This window comes from Fodinicola feengrottensis (assembly GCF_010993775.1).
Classification (GTDB): domain Bacteria; phylum Actinomycetota; class Actinomycetes; order Mycobacteriales; family HKI-0501; genus Fodinicola; species Fodinicola feengrottensis.
Window position 1 is genome coordinate 16,022 of record NZ_WOTO01000075.1, and the last position, 24,639, is coordinate 40,660.

The window sequence follows — 24,639 nt, forward strand, 5'->3', positions numbered from 1 at the left end:
AGTTCACGGTCGACTGGCTCGCGGCTGTAGTCGTCCTGGGCGTGGTACGGCAGCAGGTGGCTGATCCGCCCGTACTCGACGTCGAGTTCCCCGCCGCGAACGCTGGCGTGGATATCGGTGCCGCGCAGCATCGGCAGCGGGCTCTGGGCCTGCGGCGAGGCCACCGGCATGCGCAGCTTTTCCAGTCTCAGAGTGGAACTCACCGGACTCCTCCGTCGGGACCTGTTCTAGTGCTATAGGGCTACTCAAGCGGCGATAGCCGAGCCCAAGCGCCGCCTGACGGCACGGCGAAACCGCCCACGTGGCGCTGCCACGCCAGGCGGCCCCGCCGCACCGTCAGACGACACTTGGATCTCGACTCTCATCCGCATGAGTAGCCCTGTAGTACTAGCGGGTTCCGACGCTACCGGCGGGTGTACACCGAGACAGTGACGCAGGCCACTACTGGCCCACCGTGTGGCCTTTGACCGCCTGCAGGGTGTAGCTGTGCGGGAGAGCCGCCACGGCCGGTCGGTGAGCCGGTATTCGCCTTCGCCGACGTAGTCCATCTCGCCGGGCCGCGCCGGCCACGGCACGCTGTCGTGCTCTTCCAGCATCGTCAGCCGCAGGTCGTTGGCCAGCAACGCGGTGACGATCTCACCGAGGCCGTGGTTCCACTCGTGGGGGGTGGTGTTCGCGGTGAAGACCGCGTCGGTCTCCACGTACGTGCCGCCCCCAGTCCAAACTGTGGATTCTTCCCTTTCGAAATAGGGAAACTCGACCGCCAGTAGGCCATGGTCGCGGGGGTCGTCCAGCGCCCACAGCATCGGGTGCCCTTCCCGGATGAACAGTCGGCCGCCGGGCTTGAGCAGGCCCGCCACCACGTCAGCCCATCGGCGTATGTCCGGCAGCCAGCACAACGCGCCGATGCCGGTGAAAAAAACCAGGTCGAACTGGCCAGCGCCCAGCAGTTCGACCGCGTCGTACACGTTGCCCTGCACGAAATCCACGTCCGCCCCGAGACCGCCGGCAAGCTTGCGAGCCTGGTCGAGGGAGGCGGCCGAGAAGTCCAGCCCGGTCATCCGGGCGCCGAGCCGGGACAACGAAATCGTGTCGGTGCCAATGTGGCACTGCAGGTGTACGCCGCGCAGGCCCTCGATCGAGCCCAGCCGCGGCAGGTCGAACCGTACGACGCCGCTCAGGAACGCTGGATCGCTCTGGAACTTCTCCAATGAGTAGTCCGGCGAAGCCGCGTGTGCCGCCGCCCGGTCGTCCCAGTTGGCTTTGTTAACGGCGATATAGTCGTCCACGTCCGGCACGATCTCACGCCGCCGACCACCGCGCGACCCAATTTGCCCTTAAGAGAACCGGTACGGGTCGAAGGGATCGCCGTCCTCGACGATGGCGTAGGTCGCGATCTGTTCCACGAAGAAGCCAAAATGTGGTGCGATGACCCGAAAAAAACCAGCGCCTCGGCGTCGTCGGCCTGGTATGCGCCGTCGACGATCGGGGCCGCGGCAGCACCCAGACCGGGCCGTCCTCCGGCACCGGGATCGCGTAACGTACGCCGTTTCCGGTGGTCGCCACGATCATCACGTCGTGTAGTTTCCCGGCGTGCTTGACGAACTGCGGCCGGCGCGCCCGGTGGACGTCGGCGATCTGTTGGGGCGAGCCGATGAAATAGCCGTTCCAGAGGTCCGGAAGGTGCACTTCGTCGACAGCGCTGAAGAACTCGGTGACCTCAGGCGGCACCCGCTCCTGGAACTCGGCCCGCAGCCCGTCCAAAGTGGCGGGGCCGCTGGCCAGCGTGACCTCGTTTTTCCCACCCGCCTGCGCGGTCTCCTCCACCACCACCCGCGCGCGGCCTGCTGCAGCCGGCTGACGACACGGTCGATGTTCACAAGGCATCCCAACGGATTCCGGCCCGCGACTCGTGGGCCGAAATCACCTGTCGAATGAACAAAGGCTACGGATGGGTCATCGAGAGCAGGTCCAGGGCGGCGTCGAGCTGGGCTTCGGTGACGACACCTTCGCCCGGCTGGTCGGCCACGAAACCCAGATCGAAGACGGCTTCCCGGATCGTCTGCCCCTGCGCGATCGCGTGCTTGGCGACCTTGGCGGCGCTCTCGTACCCGATGTAGCGGTTCAGTGGAGTGACCACCGACGGCGACGAGCCGGCCAGCTGATGCGCGCGATCGACGTTCGCGGTGATGCCGTCGACGCACTTGTCCGCGAACAGCCGGGAAACGTTGGCCAGCAGCCGGATGGACTCCAGCAGGTTGGCCGCGATCACCGGCAGCATCACGTTCAGCTCGAAGTCACCGGTGGCGCCGCCGAACGCGACGGTCGCGTCGTTTCCGATCACCTGCGCGCACACCTGCCGCACGGCTTCGCAGATCACCGGGTTCACCTTGCCCGGCATGATCGACGAACCCGGCTGCAGGTCCGGCAGCGAGATTTCCCCAAGGCCGGTACGCGGACCCGAGCCGAGCCAGCGGATGTCGTTGGCGATCTTGAAAAGTCCGACCGCGATCGTACGCAGCTGGCCGGACGCCTCGACCAGGCCGTCGCGGGCGCCCTGCGCCTCGAAGTGGTCGACGGCCTCGGTCAGCGGCAGCTCGGTGGCCTCGGCGAGTTCGGCGATGACGGCCGCGGAGAAGCCGGGCGGGGTGTTGATGCCGGTGCCCACCGCCGTACCACCCAGCGGCAGCTCGGCGAGTCGGGGCAGCGACGCCGCCAGCCGCTCGACGCCCCGCTCGACCTGGGTGGCATAGCCGCCGAACTCCTGGCCGAGGGTCACCGGGGTCGCGTCCATCAGGTGCGTACGCCCCGGCTTGACGACGTCAGCGAACTTCTTTTCCTTGCCCCGCAACGACTTCGCCAAGTGCTGAAGGGCCGGGATGAGGTCCCGTACGACAGCGTCGGTGGCGGCGATGTGGATGGAGGACGGGAACACGTCGTTGGACGACTGGCTCGCGTTGACGTGGTCGTTCGGGTGCACCGCACGGCCCAGCTTCTGGCTCGCGAGGGTGGCCAGCACCTCGTTGGTGTTCATGTTGCTGGAGGTGCCCGAGCCGGTCTGGAAGATGTCGATCGGGAACTGGGCGTCCCACTCGCCGGCCGCCACCTCCGCCGCGGACTCCTGGATCGCCGCCGCCATGTCCGCGTCGATGACCTTGAGCTTGGCGTTCACCTTCGCCGCCGCGGCCTTGATCCGGGCGAGCGCGGCGATGTGCGCCGGCTCCAGGGTCCGCCCGGAAATCGGGAAGTTCTGCACCGCACGCTGCGTCTGGGCCCGCCAGCGCGCGCCGATGGGCACCCTGACCTCGCCCATCGTGTCGTGTTCGATCCGGTACTGCTGCTCGCCGTCCTCGGCGGAAGTGTTCGTCGCCATGTCCCCTAGCCAAGCACGAACGGCGCGGCCAAGGCAGACTGGGATGACCACAAGATGGACTCAAATCGGAGGCGCCGTGTCAGTGCTGGCCAAGAAGACGGACCACGTGCTGATGTCCTGCTGCTGCAGCGCGCGGTGGACGCCGGCATCGACGGCGTGGGGCCGTTCCGGGGGGCCCGTGACCTCGTCGACCCGTTGCAGCGCAAGGGAATGACCCCCAGCCAGATCGCCGACCGGCTGGTGCGTACGCAGTGCGGCCACGCGGCCGTGCAGGGCGCGGTCACCAGCGTCGGCGGCATCGCGACCGCGGCGGTCGGCGCCCCGGTCGGGCTCGCCGCCACCCTGCTCGTGCAGGCCCGGCTGACCGCGGCGATCGCGTACGCGCACGGCCATGACCTCGCTGACCTGGAAGTACGCAGCGCCGTCGAGGCGTGCGTGAGCGGCACCACAGAGGCCGCCGCGGCCAAGAGCACCGGCATCACCGCCGGCAAGAAGGCGGCCGGCGTGGTGCTGCCGCGGATCCAGGCCCGCGCCGCCGCCCGGGTGGCGACCCGGGTGGCCGCCGGCAAGACAGCCGGCGCGATCGCGTCCCGGGTGGCGGCCGTCGGTGCCAGCCGGGTGTGCCGGTGGTCGGCGCGTCGTCGTCGGCGGCGCCTTCGACCTCATCTCCACCAAACGCGTCGCCGACCGCGCCCGCCGGATGTTCGTACACACCCACCACACGCACGTCATCGACGGCGAAGTCGTCGAATAGAGGCTCAGCCCGAGTGTTCGCCGATGCAGAACTCGTTGCCCTCGGGGTCGACCAGCACCGACCACCGGAGCCCCGGCTGCCGATATTCGGTCTTGTAGGTGGCGCCGAGAGCCACCAGGCGCTCGGTCGCTCTCGGCGCGGGGTTCGCCGCCGAGATCGACATGGACGCGGTTCTTGCCCGTCCGCGGCTCGGGCACCTTCTGCAGGCCAAGGTTCACCGCGGCACCTTCGCGGCCCAGGAGCACGAACTCGCCGTAGTCGCCGAGCACCTGGAGATCCAGCGCCGGTGCCCAGAACCCGGCGAGCCGCTGCGGATCCTCGCAGTCAATGGTGACCATGCTGATATCAAGAGTCATAGCCGGACCGTACCGGCCACCTACGACATCGCAGCGGTGCCAGTGAGCGGGCGTTAGCGGCCGGTCCAGGTGGGGCGTTCCTTGGCGAGGAAGGAACGTACGCCGGTGGCGAAGTCGGCGCTGCCGTAGACGGTCGCGAGGATGTCCTCGTCGGCGGGCAGGTTCGCGTTGCGGATCCGGCGCAGCGACTCGCGGGTCGCCCACATGGTCAGCGGGGCGTGCGAGCTGACCGTGCGTACGAGGTCTGCTACCACCGCGTCGAGCTCGGCGGCCGGTCGCACCTCGGACAGGAAACCGGCCGCCTGCGCCTCGGCGGCGGAGATAAGCCGGGCCCGCACCACGATGTCCAGCAGCAGGCTCGCGCCGAACCGGGAGACCAGCAGCGCATACGTCTTGGCCGACAGGCAGTTGCCGAGTGTACGGGCGACCGGGATGCCGATCTTGGTGTCGTCGCTGGCGACCCGCAGGTCGCAGGCCGATGCGAGTGGCACGCCGGCGCCGACGCAGAAGCGGTGAGAACGGCGATGGTCGGCACTCGTACGGACTCGACCCGGTCGAGCACGTCGCCGACCTTTTTCTCGTACCCGATGCCGTCGGTGCCGTCGGAGGAAAAGCCAGCGAATTCCCCGATATCCGTGCCGGCGATGAAAGCCTCACCGCCGGCGCCGCGCAGCACGAGGACTTTCACGTCCTCGTCGCGGTCGGCCCGATCGCATGCCTCGACCAGGCCGTCGTACATTTTCGCGGTCATCGCGTTGCGTTGCCGCGGCCGGTCGAACGTGACGGTCAAGGCCGGACCGTCCCGCTCGACCCGCAGGTTTTCGGTCATGACTAACGGTTGCCGACGCCGACGTAGTCGCGCTCGCCGGGGCCGGTGTAGATCTGCCGGGGACGGCTGATCTTGAATGCCGGGTCCTGCATCATTTCCCGCCACTGGGCGATCCAGCCGGGCAGCCGGCCGAGCGCGAACAGCACGGTGAACATCCGGTTCGGGAAACCCAGTGCCTGTAAAATGAGACCGGTGTAGAAGTCCACGTTCGGGTAGAGCTTGCGTTCGATGAAGTAGTCGTCGGACAGCGCGTGCTGCTCGAGCTCCATCGCGATGTCCAGCAGCGGGTCCGAAACGCCGAGCTTGGTCAGCACGTCGTCGGCCATCTTCTTCACCAACGCGGCGCGCGGGTCGTAGTTTTTGTAGACGCGGTGGCCAAAACCCATCAGCCGGACGCCTTCTTCGCGGTTCTTCACCCGCTTCACGAAACCATCCACGTCGTCCGAGCTGCGGTGGATGTTCTCCAGCATTTCCAGCACCGCCTGGTTGGCGCCACCGTGCGACGGGCCGGACAGCGCGTTGATGCCGGCGGCGATCGACGCGAACATGTTGGCCTGGGCCGAACCGACCGTACGCACGGTTGACGTCGAACAGTTCTGCTCGTGGTCGGCGTGCAGGATCAGCAGCAGGTCAAGGGCGGCCCGCGCGGTTTCGTTGACCTCGTACGGCTCGGCCGGGAAACCGAACGTCATCCGCAGGAAGTTTTCCACCGTACCCAGCGAATTGTCCGGGTAAAGGAACGGCTGGCCGATCGACTTCTTGTACGCGTAAGCGGCGATGGTCGGCAGCTTGGCCATCAGCCGGATGGTGGTCAAATCCACCCCGGCGGGGTCGGTCGGATTAAGATTGTCTTGATAGAAGGTGGAAAGCGCGTTAACAGCCGACGCCAAAACGGGCATCGGATGCGCGTCCCGGGGGAAGCCGTCGAAGAACCGCTTCATGTCCTCGTGCAGCAACGTGTGGTGCCGGATCGAGGAATCGAACGCGGTCAGCTGCTCGGTGGTCGGCAGCTCGCCGTAGATCAGCAGGTAGCTGGTTTCCAGGAAGGTGGAGTTCTGCGCGAGCTGCTCGATCGGGTAGCCGCGGTAGCGCAGAATGCCGGCGTCACCGTCGATGTAGGTGATCGCCGACTGGCACGAACCGGTGTTCACGAAACCGGTGTCCAGGGTCACGTAGCCGGTTTTGGCCAACAGCTTGGAAGAGTCGATCCCGGCATTACCCTCCGTCGCCGGGATGATCGGCATCTCGAGCTCGCCGCCCGGATAACGAAGGACGGTGGTGCTCTGGTCAGTCATCAAGGGGCCTTTCGTCCGGGGGGCGGGGAGCGCCCAGGTCATGGGTGCGACTCCCCGAGGGAGACCGATACAAGCCGGTAGATTGAACGCTACTCGTCCGTACAGACTCTCGGCACGTCCGTGGCCGCCGCTGGTCCGCTTTGCCGGTGTGATTTTTCTCCAACTACCCGACGATATGCCTGCTGGTAGGGGACTAGTACTACAGGGCTACTCATGCGGATGAGAGTCGAGATCCAAGTGTCGTCTGACGGTGCGGCGGGGCCGCCCTGCGTGGCAGCGCCACGTGGGCGGTTTCGCCGTGCCGTCAGTCGACACTTGGGCTCGGCTATCGCCGCTTGAGTAGCCCTGTAGTAGTACTAGCTGAGTGCGTCCTGTGGATAACCGGCCAGTGCGGTTTCCAGCTCGGTCCGGGTGGGCGGATCGGCGCCCTCCCGAGTGCACGTCAGCGCGGCCGCGACGACGGCCGCTCGTACGACCGGACCGATCGTCGCCGTGAGATCCGCGCCCGCGAGGGCCTTGGGCAGTGCGCTTCCGAGCAGCCCGGCGGCGGCCAGCCCGTGCAGCAGCGCGCCGGCGAAGCTGTCGCCGGCGCCAACGGTGTCTACCAGCGCGATCTCCGGTGCGGACACGGTCAGCCGCTGGTCGCCGGCGAGCGCGACCGCGCCGTCGCCGCCGCGAGTGACCACGACGAGTGACGGCCCGCTGGCAGCCCATCGTGCCGCGACCTCCAGGGGGTCACGGCCGGGGTGCAGGTGGTCGAGGTCCTCGTCGCTGACCTTCACCAGCTGGCACAGCCGGACCAGTCGCTCGACCGCGGCGGTGACCTCCGGCCCGGAGCCGACGATGGAGGGCCGCAGGTTCGGGTCAAGACTGAGCGTGACCTCGTCGTTACTGGCCTGCTCCCGGGCGAAGGCCTCGATGGTGGCCGCGCCCGGGGCCCGCAGCGCCGCGATCGAGCCGAGGTGCAACGCTCGTACGGACGCGGGCAGCCGGGCCGGCAGCTCGCCGGGCCGCCACTGCCAGTCGGCCGTGCCGGTGACCCAGAAGTCGTACGACGCCCGGCGCCGCTCGTCGAAGGACACCACTGCCAGTGACGACGACGGCTCGGCGGCGTCGACCAGGAACCGCTCGTCGACGCCGTCTTCGCGGAGCCGGCGGCGGATCTGCCGGCCGAAGGCATCGGCGCCGATCCGCGCCAGCAGTGCCGTCGGCGAGCCCAACCGGGCCGCCGACACGGCGATGTTCGCCGGGCTGCCACCGGGGATCGGACGCAGCAGACCGTCGTCGCCGTTGGGCACCAAATCGACAATGTTCTCGCCGATCACGGCAATAACTGGGTCCACTGTGGACAATCCTGTTTTCACGGCGCCTGGTCGAAATCAATCATCAGTGAGTACGCCTTCAGCTTGGTCAGCGAATGCCAGCTGTCGATCACCCGGATGGTGCCGCTCTTGGAACGCATCACGAGTGAGTGGGTGGCCGCGCCGCCGCGCCGGTACGTGACTCCCGGCAGCAGGTCGCCGTCGGTGACGCCGGTCGCGAAGAAGAACACGTTGTCGCCGCGTACCAGATCGTCGGTGGACAGCACCCGGTCCAGGTCGTGGCCGGCATCCAGCGCCTTCTGCCGCTCGGCCTCGTCCCGCGGCCACAGTCGGGCCTGGATCTCGCCGCCCATGCACTTGAGCGCGCAGGCCGCGATGATTCCCTCAGGTGTGCCGCCGATGCCCATAAGGACGTCGACCGCGCTGGTGTCGCGGGCCGCGGAAATGGCGCCGGCCACGTCTCCGTCGGAGATGAAATGGATCCGGGCGCCGGTCTGGCGGACCTGGTTGACCAGCTCGCCGTGCCGGGGACGGTCCAGGATGCAGACCGTCACGTCACCGACGCCGGTGTCCTTCGCCTTCGCGATCCGGGCAATGTTGTCCGACACCGGCGCGGTGATGTCCACGACGCCCGCGCAGTCCGGCCCGACGGCGAGTTTTTCCATGTAGAACACCGCGGACGGGTCGAACATCGCGCCTCGCTCGGCCAGCGCGAGAACGGCGATCGCGTTCGGCATGCCCTTCGCCATCAGGGTCGTACCGTCGATCGGGTCGACCGCCACATCGCACTGCGGGCCCGTACCGTCGCCGACCCGCTCGCCGTTGTAGAGCATCGGCGCGTGGTCTTTTTCGCCTTCGCCAATGACGACCACGCCGTTCATCGAGACGCCGTTGATCAGTTTGGCGCATCGCGTCCACCGCGGCGCCGTCGCCGCCGTTCTTGTCGCCCCGCCCCACCCATCGGCCGGCCGCCATCGCGGCCGCCTCGGTGACCCGAACCAGCTCGAGGGCGAGGTTGCGGTCGGGGGCCTGCGGGCCAGTCGTGGTGGGCATCGGGTGTACTGGTGCGACCCGAGCTCCGCCGGGTCCGGTCCGGCGCCGCCCATGCGGCCGTGCTCGTTCACGTGTGCCTCCCTGACGCCGCGCTGGGTGTCGCGGCGACGCTCCCTCGTCGGTGCGTCTCATGCTACTGGCGGCGGTGGCCCCGACCGCTGGTCGGCCTCGTTCGTACGCTCGCTGGAAACGTCCGGTCCGGCAGGGGCGGACCGGGGTCAGTCGGCCAGCGCCGATGGCGGACGATGGGGGGGAGTGAGTAGCTCTTCCGCGCCGTCCCGCGCCAATCCACTGCCGCGCAACATGGCGATCAGCCTCGGCGTGCTGCTGATCCCGATCGTGGCCGTCGTGCTGGTGGTCCAGTGGCTGTCCGGTGGCCCGGCCGCGGTGGACCCCTCGTCCGCGTACGAGTCGGCCCGGGCCGTGGACCGCTTCCCGGTGCTGCAGCCGCAGGGGCTGCCGACCGGCTGGACGGTGACGCGTGCTGATGTGGACCACGGCAACGGTGGTACGGCGACGCTGCGGATCGGTTACGTGAGCCCGAGCGGCGGGTCGGCGCGGATCGTTGAGAGCGACGTGCCGGTGACCAGCCTGCTGCCGGACGAGCTTGGTGGCGTACGCCCGCCGGTCGGTGACCGCACCGTCGGCGGCCGGGACTGGCAGATCTACTCCGGCCGCGGCAAGGAGCGCGCGCTGGTGTGGCAGCAGCCCAAGGTCACCATCCTGGTCATCGGCCAGATGCCCGATTCCGAGCTGAACGCCCTCGCCGCTTCCCTCCACCCAGCCAGGTAGCCCCTCGCCGCCTCCGCCGACCACCCTCGGTCACGCTCCGCGACGCCCGTTGGTGGTTACTCAGGGGTGGATTCGCGGGCGGCGCGGGCGGCTTCGAGTTTCTTGCGGGCGCCGTCCAGCCAGGCCTGGCAGGCGTCGGCGAGCGCCTCGCCGCGCTCCCACAGGGCCAGCGACTCCTCCAGGGTGGCGCCGCCGGTCTCCAGTTTCTGGACGACCTGGGTGAGTTCGGCGCGGGCCTGCTCGTACGACAGGTCGCGGACATCGGCGTTCACGGACGGTTTGGCAGCCACCGGCCGATCGTACGTCCCCCCCCCGTCGACACCGCGTTGGTACGGCCTGCCGCCGACACGGCAGGTGGGGAAGGTCCGCCGGCGGCACGGCAAAGTCAGAGGGCGGCCTCGATTTTCTTCGCGGCACTCTCGGCGTGCGCCTGCCAGCTGGGATCGTGTGCCCCGCCTGGTGTCAATGCGAAGTCGACCAGGATTTCGGCATTCCCGTGGGAAAAGATCAGTTGAGCGGTGCCCGGGGGGGGCAGCCAGCCGCCGTACGCGGGCGAGTGAAAGCCAGGCACCGACACGGATCCGGTCAGGTCCTGCCCGTCCTCTCGCGCGGCGGCTTTGGCCGCGTCTGCCCCCGAGCCCTTGCTTTGGTAGCTGCTGGGAAAGACGTCGACTTCGACGTAGAACCGGGAATGCTTCCCGTCCGCTCGGTTGGCCCCACCCATGCGCAGCCGCGAAACAGCGAGTGTTTGTTTTCCTTGCGGTTACACGTCTTAGTGGTGGGGCCGGTGGCACCGTCGCTGATCATGACCGGGGTGACGAGATTCTCCACCTGGAAGTAGCCGGAGTACTGGTCCGTGGACCGGTTACTGGTCAGGAAGAACACGACCCCTCCGGCCAGCACGACCAACAGGATGACGGACGATAAACCGACGAAGATCCAGGGACCGGTCCGGCGGCGCCGAAGCGGCATGTACGGCCCGTACGAGCCTGGCGGTGGAGGCATTGCTGCCATGCTGAAGACCCCGTCTTTGAGCGGTGTTCCGCTACTGAGCCGACTGTTATCAAGGAGACCAGGACTAGCTGTTTTGGCAGGTCTAAAGGCTGTATAAGTCCAGCTACTCCTGGCCTCCTTGATAAAGGTACGAAGGCGGCCAGCTGTTGGCATCGCCAGCGCCGAAATTCTGCCCATCCGGGCCACCGTGGTTCCTGAACGGATTCGGCACGCGCGTACACGTCAGCGCATTCGCGCGCTGTCTTGCCGATCCGGGATCGGTGGACCGGACATGGGTCTGGACGGTTGGTCAGCCTTGATGTGCGTCCCCGTTCAGTAACTCCAGGGACAGTCATTACTCGTACGAGCGGCCCCGCGGTATCGGCCGACTGGCATTTTTCGGTTACCGCTCAGGTGCGGTCACGGTCGCGTGCAGCTCGCCCTCGGCGAGCCGCAGCCGCACCTCGTCGCCAGTGTCCACATCGGACGGTTTGCGGACGACCTGGCCGTCTTTCCTTTGTACGACAGCGTATCCGCGCTCCATGGTGGCCGCTGGTGACAGCGACACAACGCGGGCGCGCAGATGGGCGATGTCGTTGCTGGCGGAGTCGGTGCGGTGTCGCAGAACGCGGGTCGCGCGCTCGGTCAATGCCTTGACCTGCTCGGCGAGCTGGTCGAGCAGCGTCTGCGGCCGGGCCAGCGCGGGCCTGGACAGGGTGCCGGTGAGCCAGGACTGCTCGCGGTCCAACCGGCCGGTGATGGCCGCGGCCAGCCGGGACCGGGCGATCGCGATCCGGTCGCGTTCCTCGGTCCAGTCCGGCACGATCCGCTTGCCGGCGTCGGTCGGGGTCGAGCAGCGTACGTCCGCGACCAGGTCGAGCAGGGGACTGTCCGGCTCGTGGCCAATTGCCGAGACGACCGGCGTACGACACTGGAAGACCGTACGAATGAGCGCCTCGTCCGAGAACGGCAGCAGGTCCTCGACGCTGCCGCCGCCGCGGGCCAGCACGATCACATCGACCTCGGGGTCCGCTTCCAGTGCGTTCACGGCCTCGATGAGCTGCGGGACCGCGGTCACGCCCTGCACGGCGACATTGCGGATCCGCATCTCCACAGCAGGCCAGCGAGCGCGCGCGTTGGTGACGACGTCCCGCTCGGCGGCGGACGCGCGGCCGGTGACCAGACCGACGCAGCTGGGCAGGAACGGCAGCCGGCGCTTGAGCTCCGGCGCGAACAGGCCCTCGGCGGCGAGCGCGCGCTTAAGTCGCTCGATCCGGGCCAGCAGCTCGCCGACCCCGACGGCCCGGAACTCGTCCGCACGCAGCGACAACGTGCCGCGCGCCGGGTAGAAGTCGGGCCGGGCGTGCACGATCACCCGGACGCCCTCAGCCAACGGTGTCTCGCAGGCGTCCGCGACGGAGACCTTGCAGGTCACCGGCAGGCTCATGTCCACGCTCGCGTCCCGCAGCGTCAGGAAGACGACGCCGCCGCCGGGCCGCCGGGACAGCTGGGTGATCTGGCCCTCCACCCAGACGTCACCGAGCCGGCCGATCCACTGGCCGATCTTGGCGCTGACCAGCCGGACCGGCCCAGGGGGCTGGTCGGGGGGTGCTGCGGGTGCTGTCACTCACGCTCCTCAGCCTATGGGGAACGTACGACCTACGATGGTGGCCATGTCGTCGCCGAGGAAGCGTGTCCTGCTCGCCAAGCCGCGCGGTTACTGCGGCGGCGTCGACCGCGCGGTGATCACCGTGGAGAAGGCGCTGGAGCTGTACGGCGCCCCGGTGTACGTACGCAAGCAGATCGTGCACAACAAGCACGTGGTCGAGACGCTGGAGAAACGCGGCGCGATCTTTGTGGACGAGACTTCCGAGGTGCCCGAGGGCGCCATGGTGGTGTTCTCCGCGCACGGCGTGTCTCCGGCCGTACACGCCGAGGCGCAGGCGCGGAACCTGACCACGATCGACGCCACCTGCCCGTTGGTCACCAAGGTCCATAAGGAAGCCAAGCGGTTCGCTGACGACGGCTATCAGATCCTGCTGATCGGGCACGAGGGTCACGAGGAGGTCGAGGGCACCGCCGGCGAGGCGCCGGAGGCGACTCAGCTGGTCGACGGCGTGGCCGGCGCGGACGCGGTCAACGTGGTGGACGAGAGCAAGGTCGTGTGGCTGTCCCAGACCACACTGTCCGTGGACGAGACGATGGAGACTGTCGATCGGCTGCGTCAGCGCTTCCCGAACCTGGAAGCGCCGCCGTCCGACGACATCTGCTATGCCACCCAGAACCGGCAGGTCGCCGTCAAGCAGCTGGCCCCGGACTGCGAGCTGGTGCTGGTGGTCGGCTCGACGAACTCGTCCAACTCGGTCCGGCTGGTCGAGGTCGCGAAGGAAGCCGGCGCCGACGACGCCCGGCTGATCGACTACGCGCACCAAATTGAGGACTCGTGGCTGGACGGCGTGACCACCGTCGGCCTGACCAGCGGCGCGTCCGTACCCGAAATCCTGGTCGCCGAGGTCCTCGACCGACTCGCGCGGCACGGCTTCGACCTGGTCGAGGAAGTGACCACCGCGGACGAACGGCTCACCTTCTCGCTGCCCCAGCAAATCAAACGCGACCTCCGCGCCGCCCAGGCCTAACACCTGTCCGCCGTCGCCGTTGTGACAATCGGATTCCGATTGTGTCGGTCTACATAGGGTGCGGCGCGAAATTGTGTCGTACCGATGCTGTTTTCTAGCCCCCTCCCTTTGAACGGGCGGGGGGTGGGTTTTTGAGGACCGACGTCCAACTTATAATTCAGCCCTTGCCTCTCGACCCCCCCCCCCGCCCGTCACTGGGGGGGGGGCAACTTTTGCGGTTGGGTACGACAGTTTCGCGCCGCACCTGGGTCTTTTGGCTGCTGAGTTTCCAGATGGCCCTCCACCGACGGACACCTTTGTTGATCATGGGCCAATCCCGCACTTTCCTCGACGAGTGACACCAGAAATGTGCCGCTCGACGACCGGCCCGGCATGGTTTTGTCGGTGCCAGCGAGGATTCTCGAATTCGGGGGCGGCATTTTCGGCAGCCGAAAATGGCGCCCCCGAATCGAGTATTCGCGTGCGGGCCGACAGTTTCGGCAGCTACGTACGGGCTGGGCGGCGGTGGGTGAGGACGGTGAGGGTGCTGACGCCCAGCAGGGCGGCTCCGATGGCGAGGCCGGCGGGTACGCCGCCGACGCGCGGTCCGACAGGGTGCCGGCCAGCACCGGTCCGACGCACTGGCCGATGGCGAAGGCGATGGTCAGCGCGGCGATCGCGGCGGCCCAGCGATCCGGGGGCAGCATTTTGTTGCGCGCAGCCGGTGATCGCGGTGACGACGGTCAGGAACGAGCCACCGAAGAGCACCGCGGACCCGAACCACGCCACCGGGCCTGGCACCAGGACGAGCAACGCGGCGCCGGCCGTCGTGCCACCGAGCAGGATCGCGGCGATGACCTGGCCGGGCAGCCGCTGCAGCAACGGGGGGTCCATACGATGCTGGAGGCGACCCCGCAGCCACCCAGGACCAGCCAGAACAGGGTGATCACCGAGCCGCCGCTGGCTGCGGTCAGAAAGGCGATCACGAACGTCATGTACGCCGTGTAGCCAGCGCCGTAGATCGCGTACGTCACCAGCACCGACACCAGTGGCCGTAGCGGGGCACTCCGGCGCTTGGGCCGGTCGCGGGCGACGGGGTTCGGCCGGCAGCCGGCGGACCGCGGCCGCGGTCAGGACCAGGCCGGCGAGACAGAGCGCGCCCAGCGTCACCCAGCCGAGCCGCCACCCGTACGCGCTGACCAGCGGCGGGATCGCCACCGCCGACACCACGATGCCGGCTCCGGGGCCGGTGAAGTAGAGCCCGAGGCACAACACCGCGCGACGCGGTGGCAGGTCGGCGGGTGAGAGCGGCGGTCAGGGCGCCACCGGCGATGAAGGCGATCGCACCGGCGATGCCGCTGGTCAGTCGCAGGATGAGCAGGACAGGCACGAGTCCGCTGACGGACGCCGCGAGGACCGCCAGCGCACTCACCACCAACGCGGCGAGCAGCGCCCGCCGGTGGCCCAGCCGGGCCGCCACTGGTGCCGCGAGCAGCGCACCGGTCAGGTAGCCGGCCGCGTTGACCGTGTTCAGCAGCCCGGCGGTCGCGTACGACCAGTGCAGGTCGGCCCGCATCGACGGCAGCACCAGCGCGTACGCGAACCGGCCCAGTCCGTTGACCGCCGCCGAGGCTGCCGTCAACCCCGCGATCAGCAGGACAAGGGCACCGCCCCACTGCGATGCGGCCGGCCTCGTACTCGCGTGGGCCACCATCTCGTCAGGTTAGGAGCCGATTCATCCCATGACTCGACGCCGTGGTCCAGATCACCCCCGTCATCACCCGCGTGTCGCCACCGAAACGCCGAGTTCGCGAAGGTCAGGACACTCGGTGATGGTCGAGTTCCTCGAAGGCGAGAAGCTGGTCGCTGGCGGACGCGACCAGCTCCGGAGCGGAGACGGCCCGCGGGGTGCGCTCGATCTGGGTGGGCTCGGGCAGCAGCTCCTCGCTGACCTTCAGGTCGGCCAGCTTGCGGGCGGACACCAGCACCCGGCCCTCCAACGAGCCGACGCTCTGGTTGTACGCCTTCACCGCGCCATCCAGCGCGTTGCCAAGCCGCTCGACGTGGCTTCCCATGGTCGCCAGCCGCGAATACAGCTCCTTGGCGCGATCGCCTGCACCAAGTGGGCGTTCTTCGCGAGACCGTCCTGTTTCCAGGTGTAGGCGATGGTGCGCAGCAGCGCGATCAGCGTGGTCGGGGTAGCGATCACCACGTGGTTCTCGGTCGCATACTCGACCAGACCTGGATCGGCCTCCCATGCGGTGGCCAGCAGCGTCTCGCCGGGCATGAACATCACCACGAACTCGGGGCTGTTCTCGAAGGAGTTCCAATATGCCTTGTCCGCGAGCTTCTTGACATGGTCGCGGACCGCTTTTGCGTGCTGGGCGACCTTCGCCTGCCGGGTCTGGGTGTCGCCTGTCTGGGCCGCGAGGAACGACTCATACGGCACTTTGGCGTCGATCACCACAGACTTGCCGCCGGCCAACTGGATCACCACGTCCGGCCGGAGCACGCCGTCGGACGTACGAACAGTGTGCTGCTCTTCGAAGTCGCAGTGCTCGACCATGCCGGCGCTCTCGATGATCCGGCGCAGCTGCATTCTCCCCCAGCGGCCGCGGATCTGCGGCGGCGCCCGCAGCGCGGACACCAGTTGCGCGGTCTCGCTTCGGACGCCCTCGCTGGTCCGGATCATCTCCGCGACATGCGTCTTCAGCCCGGCGTATTCGCTCGTCCGCTCCTGCTCGAGCCGACGGGCCCGCTCGTCCAGCCGGCGCAGCTGGTCGGCCAGCGGATCGACCAGCGCCTTGATGGCCTGCTCCCGCTGCGCGAGATCGCCCTTGGCCGCCGTCGTCGCCTGCCCGAACCGCTCGCTGGCCAGCCGGATGAAGCTGTCGTTGTTGGACCGCAGCGCGTCCGCCGCCAGCGACCCGAAGGCCTCCCGCAGCCGCTGCTCGACGTCGGCGGCGCTCTGCCGCTCGTGTTCCAACGCGGTCTGCAGCGCGTCCGCCTGTGCCCCGGCGGCCGCGGCCCGCTGTTCGGCGACGCCGGCCCGCTGTTCGGCGGCCCCGGCCCGCTGGTCCGACGCCAACACCGCCGTCCGCCCCGCCTCCAGCTGAGTGCGCAGCGCGTCCCGCTCGACGCGCACGGCGTCACGCTCAGCGGTCAGAGCAGCCGACACTCCGGCTTCCTTCGACCGGCCGGCCAGCAATCCGAACGCCACCCCGGCGACCGCGCCGAGAATCAGCCCGACAACGACAGCGGCGACAATGTCCATCCCCCGATCCTGAACCGAGGGACCGACAGAATCGACGACCTAGCCCGGCGTGTTGCCCGCCGCGAGAGTGACATTGTGAGGCGATAAATCGGGGCAAAGCGTACCCACGACGTCACCCTCGCCGAGGTCAGGAGTAGATCGTCTTCTGCTGCTGGTACGCCCGGATGGCGTCCGGTCCCAGCTCACGGCCGATCCCGCTGGCCTTGACGCCACCGAAGGGAGCGCCCGGGTCGACCATGTAACGGTTGATGCCGATCGTGCCGGTGCGGACCCGGTTGGCGACGGACTTGCCGCGCTCCGCTCCGGGTCGCTTGTCCAGACCGAGCCGCCGAGCCCGTAGTCGGAGTCGTTGGCGAGCCGTACGGCGTCATCGGTGTCGCCGTAGCGGATAACGGACAGTACCGGGCCGAAGATCTCCTCCTGCGCGATCGTGGATCCGTTGTCCACCTCGGAGAAGATCGTCGGCTGGACGAACCAACCGGCGTCCAGACCGTCCGGACGGCCGCCGCCGGTGACCAGCTTGGCGCCGTCGCCGACGCCCTTGGCGATGTAGCCCTCGACCCGGTCGCGATGCGTGGTCGACGCCATCGCCCGATCTGGGTGGCCGGGTCCAGTGCGTCACCGACGGTCAGCGAGGTGGCGAAGGCCGCGAGGATGTCCACCACCTCGTCGTACCGGGAGGCCGGTGCGAGCACCCGGGTGCCGAGATAGCAGGTCTGGCCGTTGTTCATAAGTGTCGCCGCGAACAGGTCGTTGCCGATCTTGGCGAGATCCAGCTCGGCGTCGTCCAGGATGATCGCGGCGGACTTGCCGCCCAGCTCCAGGGGTGACCGGCCGCAGCAGCCGGCCGCAGGTCTCGGCGATCTGCCGGCCAGCGGCGGTGGAGCCGGTGAAGGCCACCTTGTCGATGTCGCGGTGTTGGACCAGATACGCCCCGACCTCGCGTCCACCAGGCACGATGTTGATGACACCGGCCGGGATGTCGGACGCGGCGACCGCTTCGGCGAAGAGCATGGCGTCGAGTACGGTCTCGGGCGACGGTTTGAGAACGACGGTGCAGCCGGCGGCCATCGCCGGGGCGTGTTTGAAGGCGGCCAGCGTCTGCGGGTAGTTCCAGGGCGCGATGGCGCCGACCACGCCGATCGGTTCGCGCCGTACGGTCGTCGTACCGCCGAGCATGTGCGGGCGTTCCTCTTCGAACACCGAGTCCCTCGCCTGGCCTGCGAAGTAACGCAACAGCAGGACCGGGAAAGCGGCTTCCAGTTGGGTCGCGATGGAGATCGGCATGCCGTTCTGCGAGCTGACCCGGCGGGCCATCTCCTCGCCGCGGCTTTCCAGCTGAGCGGCCAGGCTCTCCATTGCCGCGGCCCGGCGGGCTGGCTCCCACTGGGACCAGCCGGAGGGGTCGTCGAACGCCCGGCGGGCGGGCCGCGACGGCGGCGTCGACGTCGGCTTCCTGCGCTTGCGCGACAGTGCCGATGACCTCGCCGGTGCTCGCCGACGTCACGTTGATGACCGCCGCCGAACTCGGGCGGATCCATTCCCCACCGATGAACATCTGCTCGTAGTCGGTCGTCATGGCGTCCTTCCTCGCGGGAGTGTCCCTGACCAGCCGGTCAGTTCGCCGGTCATGATGTGACCCGGCCCACTCCATTCAAACGCTTGTGCGTTCACAAAGCGAGGAAAAGATCCGTGAATGCGGCTGGCAGCTGATCATCCACCCGTATTTGCGGGCGTACGCCCCGGTCTCGTGGTGAGGTCGAGGCGTACGTCAGCTGGCTACGACTTGCGGGAGTTCTTCAGCTCGTCGATTTTCGTCTTGGCCGCGTCGACGCCCTTCGCGACCACGGGTTTGGCCTTCTGGACCGCGTCGGCGACCACTGGTTTCGCCTTTTCCACGGCGCCGGCCACCACTGGTTTGGCCTTGTCCACCGCGTCCGCGACGATGGGTTTGGCCTTGTCGACGGCCTCCTTCGCCTTGGCCATGCCCTGGTTGACCGCCGGGCCCGCCTTGTCGGCGATGTCCTTGGCGGCTTCTTTTGCCTTGTCCAGGAAGCTCATCGTGCGCTCCTCATCAACCCCGTCGTGGTGGGCGCCCAGTCTACGAGGTCCACCGGCGCATGATCACAGCTCAACAGCCGTTTCTCAGCTGGCTTCACTGTGCCAAAGGTGCATCAGAGCGTACGCCCGCCAAGGCCGCCACGCCTTTGCGCGCTCGGTGAGCGCGGCTGGATCGGTCGGCAGGCCGTTGAGGTCAGCGGCCCGCTTCACGCCGAGGTCGGTAGGCAGGAACGAGTCAGGGTCGGCCAGCGCGCGCATCTCACATAGCCGGCGGTCCATGGGCCGACGCCGGGCAATGCGCAGAGCGCCTCGGTGACCTCGTCGGCGGCCGCACCCGGATGCAGCTGGACGCGGCCGTCCGCGACCGCGGCCCCCAGCTCTCGGATCGTCCGACGCCGTGCGGCCGGCATCGGCAGCGCCTCATCTGGCGCTGCCGCGAGTGCTTGCGCGGTGGGGAAGACGTGGGTCAGGCCGCCGTCTGGTTCGGCCAGCGGCTCGCCGAGCGCCTCGACGATCCGGCCGAGAACCGTACGCGCCGCCGCCACCACCGATCTGTTGACCGACCACCGCCCGTACGGCGATTTCCAGTCCGTCGACAGCGCCTGGCACCCGGATCCCGGGTCGCTTGAGGACCAGCGGCTCCAGCGCCGGGTCGGTCGCGAGCGCGGCGTCGATGGCGGCCGGGTCGGCGTCCAGGTCGAGCAGCCTGCGGGCCCGCCAGACCGCGGTCGACAGGTCACGCAGGTCGGCCAGCCGCAACGTGCACTCGACATATCCATCGCGTACGGCCAAGGCCATCGTTCCTGTGCCGTGCGGGAGCCGGAGCGCGCGCTTGTACGTGTCCGCGTCCCACTCCTCGATGCCGGTCACCCGCCGTGACCTGAGGAAACCCATCAGACCCTCGGCGTCCATCGGCGGCCGGTATGGCAGTCGTACGGTGATCGTCCCCCGGCGCCGACTCGCTGCCGTTGCCGTGGAACTTCGCCCGCAGCTGGGTCGGAGTCGCCGCGAACACCTCGCGGATCGTGTCGTTGAACTGCCGGATGCTGGCGAACCCGGACGCGAACGCGATGTCGGCGAAGGACACCTTCGTCGTCTCGATAAGCACCCGAGCCCGTCTGCGCCCCCGCTGCGCCCGCGCCAACGCCCACGGCCCAGCTCCCAGCTCGGCCACCAACTGGCGATGCAGGTGCCGCTCGGTGTAACCCAGCCGCGACGCCAACCCGGCCACCCCATCCCGCTCCACCCACCCCGTCGCCGATCAGCCGCATCGCGCGAGCGACCAGGTCAGCCCGGGTATTCCACTCCGGCGACCCAGGCGCGGCATCCGGCCGGCAGCGTAGGCACGCCCGGAACCCAGCCCGCTGAGCCGCCGCGACCGTCGGATAGAAACGCACGTTCGCACGCCGCGGCGTCATCGCAGGACAGGACGGCCGACAGTAGATGCCGGTCGTCTGCACCGCCATCACAAACCACCCGTCAAACCGGGCGTCGCGACTGCTGACCGCCCGGTAACACACATCCAACTCCGGCAAAGGACTCACGCGGTTAATGGTCGCTCGACTGGCGGTCGTTAGCTAGCGGGAAAACGGACGTCTGTGTTCGGTTGCCCGGGTACGGCTGCCTGGGCCGTCCCGGTCCCGAAAGTCGACCGCCGGAGCCAGATCGCCTTCAGCCGGGTTGCCTATTACAGGCTGTAGCAGCGCGAAATTGTCGTAGGTGTCTGTTTTTCTTTCCCCCTCCCTTTGAACGGGCGGGGGGTGGGGGGTTGAGAGGTGGACCTTAAATTTTTTGTTTGGACATTGGTCCTCGAACCCCCCCCCCCACCCGTCTTTGGGTGGGGGTGATTTTTGGGGGTGGGTACGACAGTTTCGCGCCGCACCCTATGTAGAGCCTGCGCAATCGGAGTCCGATTGTGCAGTCAGGCCGCTAGCGGACCGGCGGGGTGACGGCCGTCGGTCTTTCGGCGGCGCTCGCCGAACGCCACACTTTTGGCGCCATTGGGAAACCCGCGACTCGTCGACGGCGAGCGCACTGGCCCGTACTCACCGAGCCGGACAAACACGACAGTCGCCTCAGTCGTCACGGATAGTCACGACACCGACGTGCTACCCATCAAGCCGCGGGAAGCGAGGTATCCAAACGGCAGGGGAGATGGGTGGGCGGCGACCGAGCGAGGGCGAAACGTAGACTGGACCGTTGTGAGTCTCACCCTGGGCATTGTCGGCCTGCCGAATGTCGGCAAATCCACCCTCTTCAACGCGTTGACGAAGAACAACGTGCTCGCGGCGAACTATCCGTTCGCCACCATCGAGCCCAACGTTGGCGTCGTGCCGTTGCCGGACGAGCGGCTCGACAAGCTGGCCGAGCTGTTCAAGTCCGCCAAGATCGTGCCGGCGACGGTGTCGTTCGTGGACATCGCGGGCATCGTCAAGGGGGCCAGTGAGGGCGAGGGGTTGGGGAACAAGTTCCTCGCCAACATCCGCGAGGCCTCCGCGATCTGCCAGGTGATCCGGGCGTTCTCGGATCCGGACGTGGTGCATTTCGCCGGCAAGGTCTCGCCCGTCGACGACATCGAGACGGTGAACACCGAGCTGATTCTGGCCGACCTGCAGACGCTGGAGAAGGCGCTGCCGAGGCTGGAAAAGGAAGCCAGACTTAAGAAAGACACCGTGCCTTATGCGGAGGCCGCCAAGAAAGCCAATGAGGTGCTGGAAAAAGGCATCACGCTGTTCTCCGGCGCGCAGGCCGCGGGTGTCGATGTCGACTTGTTGCGTGAGCTGAACCTGCTCACCACCAAGCCATTCTTGTACGTGTTCAATGTGGACGAAGAAGAGCTCGGCGACGAGACTTTCCTTGACTCACTGCGCGAACTCGTCGCGCCGGCCGAGGCGATCTTCCTGGACGCCAAGGTCGAGTCGGAGCTTTCCGAGTTGCCGGCCGACGAAGCTGCTGAGTTGCTGGAGGCGATCGGCCAGCCTGAGCCAGGGCTGAGCCAGCTGGCCAGGGTCGGGTTCGCGACGCTCGGACTGCAGACCTATTTGACCGCCGGCCCGAAAGAGTCGCGGGCCTGGACGGTGCCGATCGGGGCCACCGCACCGGAAGCCGCCGGAGTCATCCACACCGACTTCCAGCGCGGCTTCATCAAGGCCGAGGTCGTCTCGTACGACGACCTGATGGCCGCCGGCGCGATGGCCGCCGCGAAGGCGGCCGGCAAGGTCCGCATCGAAGGCAAGGACTACGTCATGGCCGACGGCGACGACGTCGTGGAGTTTCGGTTCAACGTGTAACCGGCTCGCCCGGTCCATCGGCATTTTGTGCAGCGGTCGGTGCGGATTCCGCTTAGCGGCGAGGTTGCTCAGCGCCGTCCGATCGGGCGTTCTCGGCTATCGCCTGAAGCGCGGAGATGTGTCCGGCCAGGGTCTGCCGGCCGGTGTTTGTGAGGTTGAGCCAGGTACGCGGACGTTTGCCGACATAACCTTTGCGGACCTCTACGTAGTCGTTCTTGGACAGGGTGGTGACCTGTTTGGACAGCGCGGAGTCGGACAGCTTCACCGAGTCTCGGACGAATCCGAACTCCGCCCAATCGGCGGCGGCGAGCAGGGCGACGATGGCTAGTCTGGTCGGGTCCAGCAGGAGTTGGTCGAGCTCGGCCACGACTCAATCCTTGCCTTGCCTGCGCAGCAGCCACAGCTGGAACCTGGGGCCAATGGTGGCGATGTAGAGCCCGGCCAGCGCACCGTAGTAGATCTGGCCGTACGGCACGTGGAGCAGCAGGACGACCAGGGCCACCACGATCCCGATCCCCAACACCGGAGCCATCCGCAGCAGACGCCAGGAGAAGCTGAGCGGAAGGCTTCGGCTCGACACCGTGACCGGACGGCCGAGCAACGCACTTCCCACCCGGGTGCGCAGAGCGAGGGTGAGCGCGACGGTGAAGGCCACCAGCACCCAGATCAGCCAGACCTGTGTCGCTGGGAACAGGGCGTTGACCGCGCAGTAGAGGAAAATGACCAGACCGCTGACGATCCACAGCCACCGGGACCCCGCGGCGGAGTTGATCACCCGCTCCTTGCCCTCGTGGACCGAGCGTAGCGCTGCCGCCGCCTCTTCCGGCGTTGGCTCGTTCACCGTGCCGCTCCTTCGCATGTTATTTGTTCACGGTGCGCAGAATGAGCCACTGATCAAACCATGCGCCTGTTGTGGTCAGCACCATCAGGACCAACCCCATGATCAAGTGTGCGTAGCTGTGCAGCGGCGCCGCGCTGTCGGTCAGCCGGGTCAGGCCCAACTGGAGTAGGACGCGAACGCCGACCAGCAGTATGACCCAGCATCCGGGCCCGCGGTGACCGCCACACCGCGCGAATGTACTGACGGCGACGCGAGAGCAACGTGAACCAGAGCGTGAGGTGCGCCGCGACAATGACCAGCGGCAGCAGCCCGACCAGCGGGTACTGCGAGCTGAACTGCTGGCTGATGTCGAAGCTGGCCACCAGCAGTCCGGCCAGCACGAAGTATCCAACAGGCAGGCCTTTGACCTGCTGTTGTGTCGATTCCAACGGTAGTTGGAGTTCTGTTGCCGGCATCACTTTAACCTCCTCGGAAAATACTTGCCTGAAGAGAAAGTACCTCACGCTTTCCGTTCAGGCAAGTACTTGCCTGAGACGCCGGCCAGGCTGGGCGTCGCCTTCCCTTCCGGCTCGACAACACCGATGACCACTGGGGTCAAGCTCTAACGTTTTGAGCCCCTGCGCTCCCGTGTCGGACTCGGTTAATGGCTAGTAGGCTAGCCATTAGGGCGTATAATGGGGTTTTTAGTCGCCGTTATAGCAAGGGAGGCCGTGGTGGCGAGATCTTCTGTCCCGGCGCGAACGCGTCTTGCTGCCCAGCGAATCGGTGAGTACCTCACTGTATGGCGCAAGTTGCAGGGCCTTACGGCTGAGCAGGTGGCCGATCGGGCTGGTATGTCCCGAGACACTCTGCGCAAGCTGGAACACGGTGAGGTGACCGTCGGTTTTGACGTGTTTCTCAACGTTGCCCGGGTCCTGGGCACGCTCGATCGGGCTGTCGAGGCGCTCGACCCGTATGAGACCGATCTGGGTCGCGCCCGTGCTGATCAGGCTCTGCCGAAGCGGGTCCGGCGATGAGCGAAGCCGTCTTGGTGTCCGTCGAGCTCGCGGGGCGAGCCGTCGATGCTGGTGTCGCGTATTTCAGTCGACGCCGCAACGTGTTGTCGACGACTTTTCGTTATGACGAGGAGTATCTGGCTCGACGGAATGCGTATGCGATCGACCCCGCGATGCCGCTGACGCAGGGCACCCATGTCATCGCCGGTCTACCGGGATCGTTCGCCGACTGCTCTCCGGACTGTTGGGGAAAGAACCTGATCGCGAAGCGCGTACGGCTTCGGGCGCTCCGCGGGGGAAAGACCAGCTCGTCACTCAGTGAGAATGACTACCTCCTGGGTGTGAGCGACCTGACTCGTCAGGGAGCACTGCGCTTTCGTACCCAGCCTGACGGCCCGTACCTGAACCCGGATCTGACTGTCGCCACGTTGGTGGAACTGCCGAGGCTGTTGCGTGCCGCCGATGCGGTGGCACGCGATCCCGACGACCTGTCGGCCGTCAAGGACTTGCTGGACGCCGGCTCAGGTTCACTCGGCGGTGCTCGGCCCAAGGCTTCCGTGCGCGACGGTGGCCGGCTGTTCATCGCCAAGTTCCCTCATCACAGCGACGAATGGGACGTCATTGCGTGGGAGAAGACCGCGCTCGACCTGGGCTCAGCGTGCCGGTATCGACGTTCCGGCCCGCCGGCTCACCGCCGTTGGCGGCAGATCCGTACTCATGTTGGAGCGATTCGACCGCGAAGCCGATCGCCGGATGGGGTACATCAGCGCGATGACATTGGTGCGAGGTCAGGATG

The 24,639-nt window shown here is 67.6% G+C and carries 23 protein-coding genes and 5 pseudogenes; 6 read left to right on the top strand and 22 right to left on the bottom strand.

The features are described from left to right. Positions 1–245: 245 nt before the first annotated feature. The 8 genes and pseudogenes from GNX96_RS43015 to glpX form a co-directional block, all read right to left on the bottom strand. Positions 246–1,298: a class I SAM-dependent methyltransferase gene (locus tag GNX96_RS43015; protein ID WP_279583029.1), complete on the bottom strand. Its 1,053-nt coding sequence runs from the start codon at positions 1,296–1,298 to the stop codon at positions 246–248. A 4-nt stretch (positions 1,299–1,302) separates the two neighbouring features. After that, positions 1,303–1,830: a hypothetical protein gene (locus GNX96_RS43020; protein WP_279583030.1), complete on the bottom strand. Its 528-nt coding sequence runs from the start codon at positions 1,828–1,830 to the stop codon at positions 1,303–1,305. A gap of 115 nt (positions 1,831–1,945) precedes the next feature. Then, positions 1,946–3,373 carry a class II fumarate hydratase gene (locus tag GNX96_RS43025; RefSeq protein WP_163573291.1) on the bottom strand — a complete coding sequence of 476 codons (1,428 nt, stop codon included), beginning with the start codon at positions 3,371–3,373 and terminating at the stop codon, positions 1,946–1,948. Between the two features lie 60 nt (positions 3,374–3,433). Beyond that, entirely contained in the window at positions 3,434–4,483 is a 1,050-nt protein-coding gene (locus GNX96_RS67500; RefSeq protein ID WP_452124508.1) for a VOC family protein, read from the bottom strand. A 53-nt stretch (positions 4,484–4,536) separates the two neighbouring features. Continuing rightward, positions 4,537–5,312: pseudogene (locus GNX96_RS43040) on the bottom strand (enoyl-CoA hydratase). A gap of 2 nt (positions 5,313–5,314) precedes the next feature. After that, positions 5,315–6,607, bottom strand: a complete 1,293-nt coding sequence (locus GNX96_RS43045) for a citrate synthase (protein WP_163573293.1) — start codon at positions 6,605–6,607, stop codon at positions 5,315–5,317. 356 nt (positions 6,608–6,963) lie between these two features. Beyond that, positions 6,964–7,971, bottom strand: a complete 1,008-nt coding sequence (locus GNX96_RS43050) for a carbohydrate kinase family protein (protein WP_279583032.1) — start codon at positions 7,969–7,971, stop codon at positions 6,964–6,966. Beyond that, positions 7,968–8,982 (bottom strand): annotated as a pseudogene (gene glpX / locus GNX96_RS43055) (class II fructose-bisphosphatase). The gene GNX96_RS43050 and the pseudogene glpX overlap by 4 nt, the downstream one beginning before the upstream one ends. A 255-nt stretch (positions 8,983–9,237) precedes the next feature. Here glpX and GNX96_RS43060 point away from each other — a divergent pair. Beyond that, entirely contained in the window at positions 9,238–9,774 is a 537-nt protein-coding gene (locus GNX96_RS43060; RefSeq protein ID WP_163573295.1) for a DUF4245 domain-containing protein, read from the top strand. Positions 9,775–9,830: 56 nt separating this feature from the next. Here GNX96_RS43060 and GNX96_RS43065 read toward each other — a convergent pair whose 3' ends face one another. The 3 genes from GNX96_RS43065 to xseA form a co-directional block, all read right to left on the bottom strand. Next, complete coding sequence (locus GNX96_RS43065) at positions 9,831–10,064, bottom strand: exodeoxyribonuclease VII small subunit (protein WP_163573296.1); 234 nt, start codon at positions 10,062–10,064, stop codon at positions 9,831–9,833. A 95-nt stretch (positions 10,065–10,159) separates the two neighbouring features. Continuing rightward, positions 10,160–10,498, bottom strand: coding sequence for a hypothetical protein (locus GNX96_RS43070; RefSeq protein ID WP_163573297.1), 339 nt, complete (start codon positions 10,496–10,498; stop codon positions 10,160–10,162). Between the two features lie 672 nt (positions 10,499–11,170). Further along, entirely contained in the window at positions 11,171–12,394 is a 1,224-nt protein-coding gene (gene xseA, locus GNX96_RS43075; protein ID WP_163573298.1) for an exodeoxyribonuclease VII large subunit, read from the bottom strand. Positions 12,395–12,410: 16 nt separating this feature from the next. On the opposite strand from xseA, the gene GNX96_RS43080 reads away from it, so the two are divergent. After that, entirely contained in the window at positions 12,411–13,403 is a 993-nt protein-coding gene (locus GNX96_RS43080) for a 4-hydroxy-3-methylbut-2-enyl diphosphate reductase (RefSeq protein WP_452124509.1), read from the top strand. 191 nt (positions 13,404–13,594) lie between these two features. Here GNX96_RS43080 and GNX96_RS66450 read toward each other — a convergent pair whose 3' ends face one another. The 8 genes and pseudogenes from GNX96_RS66450 to GNX96_RS43115 form a co-directional block, all read right to left on the bottom strand. Continuing rightward, positions 13,595–14,089 carry a YbfB/YjiJ family MFS transporter gene (locus GNX96_RS66450; protein WP_390624297.1) on the bottom strand — a complete coding sequence of 165 codons (495 nt, stop codon included), beginning with the start codon at positions 14,087–14,089 and terminating at the stop codon, positions 13,595–13,597. Between the two features lie 36 nt (positions 14,090–14,125). Next, entirely contained in the window at positions 14,126–14,428 is a 303-nt protein-coding gene (locus GNX96_RS66455) for a hypothetical protein (RefSeq protein ID WP_163573300.1), read from the bottom strand. Beyond that, complete coding sequence (locus GNX96_RS43090; RefSeq protein WP_163573301.1) at positions 14,413–15,096, bottom strand: YbfB/YjiJ family MFS transporter; 684 nt, start codon at positions 15,094–15,096, stop codon at positions 14,413–14,415. Before GNX96_RS43090 ends, GNX96_RS66455 begins: the two co-directional genes overlap by 16 nt. Before the next feature lie 103 nt (positions 15,097–15,199). Beyond that, entirely contained in the window at positions 15,200–15,457 is a 258-nt protein-coding gene (gene rmuC, locus GNX96_RS43095) for a DNA recombination protein RmuC (protein ID WP_163573302.1), read from the bottom strand. Next, positions 15,409–16,656, bottom strand: a complete 1,248-nt coding sequence (gene rmuC, locus GNX96_RS43100; RefSeq protein ID WP_163573303.1) for a DNA recombination protein RmuC — start codon at positions 16,654–16,656, stop codon at positions 15,409–15,411. The genes rmuC (GNX96_RS43095) and rmuC (GNX96_RS43100) overlap by 49 nt, the downstream gene beginning before the upstream one ends. A 127-nt stretch (positions 16,657–16,783) precedes the next feature. Next, a pseudogene (locus tag GNX96_RS43105) lies at positions 16,784–18,235 on the bottom strand (aldehyde dehydrogenase). Between the two features lie 200 nt (positions 18,236–18,435). Then, positions 18,436–18,717 carry a hypothetical protein gene (locus GNX96_RS43110; protein ID WP_163573304.1) on the bottom strand — a complete coding sequence of 94 codons (282 nt, stop codon included), beginning with the start codon at positions 18,715–18,717 and terminating at the stop codon, positions 18,436–18,438. A gap of 84 nt (positions 18,718–18,801) precedes the next feature. Next, positions 18,802–20,261: pseudogene (locus GNX96_RS43115) on the bottom strand (AlkA N-terminal domain-containing protein). A gap of 657 nt (positions 20,262–20,918) precedes the next feature. Between GNX96_RS43115 and ychF the strand changes: the two are divergent. Then, positions 20,919–22,007 carry a redox-regulated ATPase YchF gene (ychF, locus tag GNX96_RS43120; protein ID WP_279583034.1) on the top strand — a complete coding sequence of 363 codons (1,089 nt, stop codon included), beginning with the start codon at positions 20,919–20,921 and terminating at the stop codon, positions 22,005–22,007. A 52-nt stretch (positions 22,008–22,059) separates the two neighbouring features. On the opposite strand, the gene GNX96_RS43125 is transcribed toward ychF, so the two are convergent. From GNX96_RS43125 to GNX96_RS43135, 3 genes are read right to left on the bottom strand one after another with little or no spacing between them, the layout of a single operon-like run. Next, on the bottom strand, positions 22,060–22,374 hold the full coding sequence (locus tag GNX96_RS43125) for a transcriptional regulator (RefSeq protein WP_163573305.1): 315 nt from the start codon (positions 22,372–22,374) through the stop codon (positions 22,060–22,062). 3 nt (positions 22,375–22,377) lie between these two features. Beyond that, entirely contained in the window at positions 22,378–22,848 is a 471-nt protein-coding gene (locus GNX96_RS43130) for a hypothetical protein (RefSeq protein ID WP_163573306.1), read from the bottom strand. 53 nt (positions 22,849–22,901) lie between these two features. Continuing rightward, a complete protein-coding gene (locus tag GNX96_RS43135; protein ID WP_279583035.1) occupies positions 22,902–23,303 on the bottom strand; it encodes a hypothetical protein in 402 nt (133 codons plus the stop codon). 219 nt (positions 23,304–23,522) lie between these two features. On the opposite strand from GNX96_RS43135, the gene GNX96_RS43140 reads away from it, so the two are divergent. The 3 genes and pseudogenes from GNX96_RS43140 to GNX96_RS66465 form a co-directional block, all read left to right on the top strand. Further along, entirely contained in the window at positions 23,523–23,864 is a 342-nt protein-coding gene (locus GNX96_RS43140) for a helix-turn-helix domain-containing protein (protein WP_163573307.1), read from the top strand. Continuing rightward, a pseudogene (locus GNX96_RS66460) lies at positions 23,861–24,067 on the top strand (hypothetical protein); the annotation flags it as partial. The gene GNX96_RS43140 and the pseudogene GNX96_RS66460, both read left to right, overlap by 4 nt. 238 nt (positions 24,068–24,305) lie before the next feature. After that, the coding region (locus tag GNX96_RS66465) for a HipA domain-containing protein (protein ID WP_390624300.1) at positions 24,306–24,639 on the top strand (334 nt) is incomplete at its 3' end.